Source organism: Streptomyces sp. NPDC058964 (assembly GCF_042741275.1).
Taxonomy (GTDB): Bacteria; Actinomycetota; Actinomycetes; order Streptomycetales; family Streptomycetaceae; genus Streptomyces.
On record NZ_JBHYKH010000422.1, the window covers coordinates 1,251 to 7,960 of the forward strand.

5 protein-coding genes are annotated in these 6,710 nt (G+C 72.2%); 2 read left to right on the plus strand and 3 right to left on the minus strand.

Annotated features, from left to right (window positions below; all coding sequences use genetic code 11):
* Positions 1-115 precede the first annotated feature (115 nt).
* Positions 116-1,606 carry a 30S ribosomal protein S1 gene (gene rpsA / locus ACFW2E_RS35440; protein WP_067042841.1) on the minus strand — a complete coding sequence of 497 codons (1,491 nt, stop codon included), beginning with the start codon at positions 1,604-1,606 and terminating at the stop codon, positions 116-118.
* A 369-nt stretch (positions 1,607-1,975) separates the two neighbouring features.
* Here rpsA and ACFW2E_RS35445 point away from each other — a divergent pair, with 369 nt between their 5' ends.
* Positions 1,976-2,809 (plus strand): class I SAM-dependent methyltransferase, encoded by an 834-nt coding sequence (locus ACFW2E_RS35445; protein ID WP_384472678.1) that lies wholly within the window; start codon positions 1,976-1,978, stop codon positions 2,807-2,809.
* Positions 2,810-2,842: 33 nt separating this feature from the next.
* Positions 2,843-5,371, plus strand: a complete 2,529-nt coding sequence (hrpB, locus tag ACFW2E_RS35450; RefSeq protein ID WP_384472669.1) for an ATP-dependent helicase HrpB — start codon at positions 2,843-2,845, stop codon at positions 5,369-5,371.
* On the opposite strand, the gene ACFW2E_RS35455 is transcribed toward hrpB, so the two are convergent.
* Entirely contained in the window at positions 5,361-6,353 is a 993-nt protein-coding gene (locus ACFW2E_RS35455; protein ID WP_384472672.1) for a DUF3068 domain-containing protein, read from the minus strand. The two genes, hrpB and ACFW2E_RS35455, sit on opposite strands and share 11 nt — an antisense overlap.
* 25 nt (positions 6,354-6,378) lie before the next feature.
* Positions 6,379-6,513, minus strand: coding sequence for an SPW_0924 family protein (locus tag ACFW2E_RS35460; RefSeq protein WP_384472675.1), 135 nt, complete (start codon positions 6,511-6,513; stop codon positions 6,379-6,381).
* Between the last annotated feature and the right edge of the window lie 197 nt (positions 6,514-6,710).

Here is a 6,710-nt window from a genome sequence, read left to right on the forward strand (position 1 = left end):
CCGACCCGGCACCGAACTCCGCCGTGGCCCCCCGCGCCCCCCCGCGCGCCCCCCCCCCCGGGGGGTGCGGGCCCTCAGTTCAAGAGCCGCTGCTCAGTGGGCTATCGCCCAGTGATCAGCTCTGGCCGCCGGCGAGCTTCTCGCGCAGGGCAGCCAGCGCCTCGTCCGAGGCCAGGGCACCAGAGGTGTCCGCGCCCTCGGAGGAGTACGAACCGCCGGTCGCGGCCGGAGCCGCGGCCTCGCCACCCTCGGCGGCAGCGGCGGCGTCCGCCTCGCGGGACTTGATGACCTGCTGCTGGTGCTGCTCGAAGCGCTGCTGCGCCTCGGCGTACTGGCGCTCCCACTCCTCGCGCTGCTTCTCGTAACCCTCGAGCCAGTCGTTGGTCTCGGGGTCGAAGCCCTCGGGGTAGATGTAGTTGCCCTGGTCGTCGTAGGACGCGGCCATGCCGTACAGGGTCGGGTCGAACTCGACCGAGGCCGGGTCGGCACCGAAGGACTCGTTGGCCTGCTTCAGCGAGAGGCTGATGCGACGACGCTCGAGGTCGATGTCGATGACCTTGACGAAGATCTCGTCGTTGACCTGGACGACCTGCTCCGGGATCTCCACGTGGCGCTCGGCCAGCTCGGAGATGTGGACCAGACCCTCGATGCCCTCGTCGACGCGGACGAACGCACCGAACGGAACCAGCTTCGTGACCTTGCCGGGCACGACCTGGCCGATCTGGTGGGTGCGGGCGAACTGCTGCCACGGGTCTTCCTGGGTCGCCTTCAGCGACAGGGAGACGCGCTCGCGGTCCATGTCGACGTCGAGGACCTCGACGGTGACCTCCTGGCCGACCTCGACAACCTCGGACGGGTGGTCGATGTGCTTCCAGGACAGCTCGGAGACGTGGACCAGACCGTCGACGCCACCCAGGTCCACGAAGGCACCGAAGTTGACGATCGAGGAGACCACACCAGAGCGGACCTGACCCTTCTGGAGGGTGGTGAGGAAGGTCTGGCGGACCTCGGACTGGGTCTGCTCCAGCCAGGCACGGCGGGACAGGACCACGTTGTTGCGGTTCTTGTCCAGCTCGATGATCTTGGCCTCGAGCTCCTTGCCCACGTAGGGCTGGAGGTCGCGGACACGGCGCATCTCGACCAGGGAGGCCGGGAGGAAGCCACGGAGGCCGATGTCGAGGATGAGACCACCCTTGACGACCTCGATGACGGTACCGGTGACGATGCCGTCCTCTTCCTTGATCTTCTCGATGGTGCCCCAGGCACGCTCGTACTGGGCGCGCTTCTTCGAGAGGATCAGGCGGCCTTCCTTGTCCTCCTTCTGGAGGACCAGGGCCTCGATCTCGTCGCCGACGGCGACGACCTCGTTCGGGTCGACGTCGTGCTTGATCGAGAGCTCGCGGCTCGGGATGACACCTTCGGTCTTGTAACCGATGTCGAGCAGGACCTCGTCCCGGTCGACCTTCACGATGACGCCGTCGACGATGTCGCCGTCGTTGAAGTACTTGATCGTCTCGTCGATCGCTGCGAGGAAAGCTTCCTCGTTACCGATGTCGTTGACCGCTACCTGCGGGGTGGTGGCGGTGGTCTCGGTGCTGCTCGTCATGTGGGAAAGGGCTCCGGTACGGACATTGAAGTCGTAGGCACTGCTTACGCCGGGAGCCCGTTTCGCTCTGAAGAAGCCGGACAGCCAAGGAAGCGCCCCACCACGGATTGGTGGTGACGCCTCGACAACCGAGGGGACATACAACAGATGCGAGCGCAGCCTGCTACGTCTGAGGTGCGCAGGCCCGCAGCGCAACTTGTAGCATACGGGGGCAGCCGGGCAGGGTCAATGCGCGAAGGCGCACACCCGGGGCGGATCGCCGCATACCCGGCACAAGAATCGCCCCACGAGGCCACGCAGGCCTGGGGGATCTCTCCCGTGACACGCCCCTGAGGGGTTGCACGGAAGAGTACGACGAGGGAGCCCATCATCCAAGAGCCAGAACCGTTCGAACCGGAAGCCACCCGGCGTGACGCCGGCATCGCGGAAAGCTCCCGGGCCAACCGGGGCTGGTGGGACCGGAACGCGGACGAGTACCAGGTCGAACACGGCACGTTCCTCGGCGACGACCGCTTCGTGTGGGGTCCCGAGGGCCTCGACGAGGTGGAGGCCGGGCTGCTCGGCGCGCCGGAGGAGCTGAAGGGCAAGGACGTCCTGGAGCTCGGCGCGGGCGCGGCCCAGTGCGCCCGCTGGCTGGCCGCCCAGGGGGCCCGTCCGGTGGCCCTGGACCTGTCCCACCGGCAGCTCCAGCACGCGCTGCGCATCGGCGGATCGTTTCCCCTGGTGTGCGCCGACGCCGGCGCGCTCCCCTTCGCGGACGCCTCCTTCGACCTGGCGTGCTCGGCCTACGGGGCGCTGCCGTTCGTGGCGGACCCGCGGCTGGTGCTGCGGGAGGTGCACCGGGTGCTGCGTCCCGGCGGCCGTTTCGTCTTCTCCGTGACGCACCCGATCCGCTGGGCCTTCCCGGACGAGCCGGGCCCCGAGGGCCTGTCGGTGGCGGCCTCGTACTTCGACCGCACGCCGTACGTCGAGCAGGACGAGGACGGGCGGGCGGTGTACGTCGAGCACCACAGGACGATCGGTGACCGCGTCCGGGACATCGTGGCTTCGGGCTTCCGCCTGGTGGACCTGGTGGAGCCGGAGTGGCCCGCCTGGAACACGTCGGAGTGGGGCGGCTGGTCCCCGCTGCGCGGGAACCTCGTCCCGGGCACGGCGATCTTCGTGTGCGAGCGGGACGGGGACCGGTCGGACACGCGCGCGTGAGGGCTGCTCCGGAGGCCGTACGACACTAGGGGTGTGATCCGTTACGACGCCCTTGACGACCTGCCCGTGCGTGGCGCCCTGCCCGCCCTGGACGAGGCCCTGGAGGGACACGGCACGGCCGTCCTGGTGGCGCCGCCCGGCACCGGCAAGACGACGCTGGTGCCGCTGGCGCTGTCCGGCCTGCTGGGCGAGGGGCCGGCCCGGCGGGTGGTCGTGGCCGAGCCGCGACGGATCGCGGCGCGGGCTGCGGCCCGGCGGATGGCGTGGCTGCTGGGCGAGAAGACCGGGGAGAGCGTCGGCTACACCGTGCGCGGCGAGCGGGTCGTGGGCCGGCACGCGCGCGTGGAGGTGGTCACCACCGGTGTGCTGCTGCAGCGCCTGCAGCGGGACCAGGAGCTGGCGGGCGTCGACGTGGTCGTGCTCGACGAGTGCCACGAGCGGCATCTGGACGCGGACACCGTGGCGGCCTTCCTGTGGGACGCGCGGGAGACCCTGCGGCCTGAGCTGCGGCTGGTGGCCGCGTCGGCGACGACCGACGCGCAGGGGTGGGCCCGGCTGCTGGGCGGGGCGCCGGTCGTCGAGGCTGCGGGCGTGTCGCATCCGGTCGAGGTGGTGTGGGCTCCGCCGGCGCGTCCGGTACGGCCGCCGCACGGCATGCGTGTCGACCCCGCCCTGCCGGCGCACGTGGCGTCGGTGGTGCGGCGGGCGCTGGCCGAGCGGTCGGGAGACGTGCTGTGCTTCCTGCCGGGCGTGGGCGAGATCGCGCGGGTGGCCGGGCAGCTGGGGGACCTGGGCGGCGTCGAGGTGCTCCAGGTGCACGGGCGGGCGCCGGCGGCGGTGCAGGACGCGGTGCTGGCACCCGGTGACCGTCGCCGGGTGGTCCTTGCCACGTCGGTCGCGGAGTCCTCGCTGACGGTGCCCGGGGTGCGGGTGGTGGTGGACTCCGGACTGGCGCGGGAGCCGCGGGTCGACCACGCGCGCGGGCTGAGCGCGCTGACGACGGTCAGGGCCTCGCAGGCGGCCGGACGGCAGCGTGCGGGGCGCGCCGGGCGTGAGGCGCCGGGCGCGGTCTACCGGTGCTGGGCGGAGGCCGAGGACGCCCGTCTGCCCCGTTTTCCGTCGCCGGAGATCAAGGTGGCCGACCTCACCGCGTTCGCTCTTCAGGCGGCCTGCTGGGGCGACCCCGACGCCTCCGGGCTGGCGCTGCTGGATCCGCCGCCGGGCGGAGCGATGGCGGCGGCGCGCGACGCGCTGAGGGCCGTGGGGGCGGTGGACTGCGCGGGGCGGGCCACGGAGCGGGGGGTTCGGCTCGCGCGGCTGGGGTTGCATCCCCGGCTGGGAAGGGCGTTGCTGGACACCGACGGCGGGGGTGCCGAGGTCGTCGCTCTGCTGAGTGAGGAAGCGCCCCGGGAATACGGGGACGACCTGGCGGAGGCCTTGCGCCTCGCGCGGCGGGGTGGTGACGCCTACGCCAGGCGGTGGGCTGCCGAGGTGCGGCGGCTGCGGGCCGTCGTCCCCGAGGGCGTTTCCCGGCCGCCCACCCGTCCGTCTCAGTCGCCGGTGGACGCTGGGGCCGACGCAGGAACCGGCGACGAACGGATCGCCGGGCTCGTCGCCGCGCTCGCCTTTCCCGAGCGGATCGCCCGGCTCGACGGTGGGTCCTGCCTCATGCTCTCCGGGACGCGGGCCGAGCTCGCCGACGGGTCGCCGCTGCGCGGGGTGCGCTGGATCGCCGTCGCCGCTGCCGACCGGCCGCGCGGCACGGGGCCCGCGCGCGGGCGGCTCGGGGCCGTGATCGACGAGGAGCTCGCACGGTTCGCCGCGCGGGCCCTGCACGAGGAACGGGACGAGGTGCGCTGGCAGGACGGGGACGTGGTCGCGCGCCGGGTGGAGCGGCTGGGGGCCGTCGAGCTGGCGGTGCGGCCGCTGAAGGACGCCGAACCCGCCCTCGTGCGCGAAGCGCTTCTCGAAGGGCTGCGGCAGGAAGGGTTCGGGCTGCTGCGCCGGCCGGCGGAGGCCGGCCTGCTGCGGCAGCGGCTGGCTTTTCTGCGGCTGCATCTGGGGGACCCCTGGCCGGACGTGTCGGACGATGCCCTGCACGCGCGCGCGGACGAGTGGCTGGAACCCGAGCTGGGGCGGGCCCGGCGGCGGGCCGATCTCGCACGGATCGATGCCTGCGAGGCACTCGGACGGCTGCTGCCCTGGGCCGGCGGGGACGCCGCCCGGCTGGACGAACTCGCCCCCGAGCGGATCGCCGTGCCCAGTGGATCCAGGATCCGGATCGACTACACCAACCCCGAGCAGCCCGTCCTCGCCGTGAAGCTGCAGGAGATGTTCGGGCTGCAGGAGTCGCCGAGGGTGGCCGGGGTGCCGCTGCTCGTGCACCTCCTCTCCCCCGCCGGGCGGCCCGCCGCCGTCACCGCCGACCTCGCCTCCTTCTGGAAGGACGGTTACAAGGGCGTCCGGGCGGACCTGCGCGGCCGGTATCCGAAGCATCCGTGGCCCGAGGATCCGGCCGCGGCGGAGCCCACACGCCACACCAACGCCCGGCTCAGGCGCTGACCGGTTCCGGTTCCGCGGCCCGGGCCGGCGCGGGGTCTCCCGGCCGGCGGCCGCGCGCCTCCAGATACAGGGAGAGCGCCAGCAGCAGGATGCCCAGGGTGAGGAAGCCCCAGGGCAGGTAGGAGGTGAGCAGCAGGACGACGGTGCGGTTGTGCTCGACCAGCGCCACGGTGTGCTCGACGTAGTCCTCGCGCATCTTCACGTGGCCGGCGAAGGCGGTCACCCGGTCGCGGCCGCCCAGCAGGGTGCCGCCGCGCAGTTCCTCCTTGTGGATCTCCTCCCCGTAGACGGGGGCGCCGGTCACGGGCTCGACCCAGAACCTGCGGACGGTGGTGTACCAGCGCGTCGTGCCCGTCTTCGCCACCGACTCGGGGGTGATGCCCTGCACCGGCATGGTCTTGGGGAAGGGGACCTTGGTCCAGGGGATGGTCTGCTCGAAGTAGTAGACCTTCACTCCGCGGAAGTTCCGGGTGCCCTCGTAGTGGATCGGGTTGGTGGTCCGGGTCTGCGCGTCGAAGTACTCGTAGTCCCGTTTCTCCGTCAGGAACGGCCACTTGAACTCGATGCCCTCCCGCTTCACCGGGTCGCCGTCGACCGTCTCGCCCGTGGCGTGGACGGGCTCCTGGGAGTGGGCGTCGAAGATGTAGCGCTCGGGGATCCTCGAGACCATCTTGCCGTCGGGCCCCTGGACGTAGGACAGGCCGTCCCAGACGACCACGTCCCTGCCCGCCGTCCCCTCGATCCGCCTGGAGGCCGCCACGTCGCCCTTGAGGGTCTGCACGATGGTGACCTTGGAGACCTTCCTGGCCTTCATCGTGCCGTAGTCGAGGAGGGTGGCGCCCCTGGCCTCCAGGACCATGTCCTGGTACTGGTTCGGGGGAATCTTGGCCAGGCGCGGGAAGGCGTACCAGCGCAGCAGTGGGGACAGCGCCGTGAAGAACACGGCGAGCGCGAGCAGGATCAGGCTGGTCGTGCGGCGCATCTCGGCCTCCCTCCCGGACGGGCGGTTACGGGTGTGCGGGCACCGTCGTGAGAAGCGGTTTCGGGGACGTCCGGCCCTGCGGTGAGCCCATGGCGGTGATCGCGAGGACCAGGGCGAGCGCGAGGGCGAGGCCGCTCGCGGCGGCGATCAGGGCGCGCATGCGTGGCCTCCCGGTCGACGACTCCTGACCGTTCGTCAGATCCGGCACCGTAGCAACGGCCGCGCAAGATGAGAACACGTTGCACACACAGACGAGGGCGGCCCCCCCCCCGGGGGGGGGGGGGGCCCGGGGGTAGCGCCCGGCGCGGGTGCCCCCGGCCGGGTACCGGGGGTACCGCGCCGGGCAAGGGTCGTATA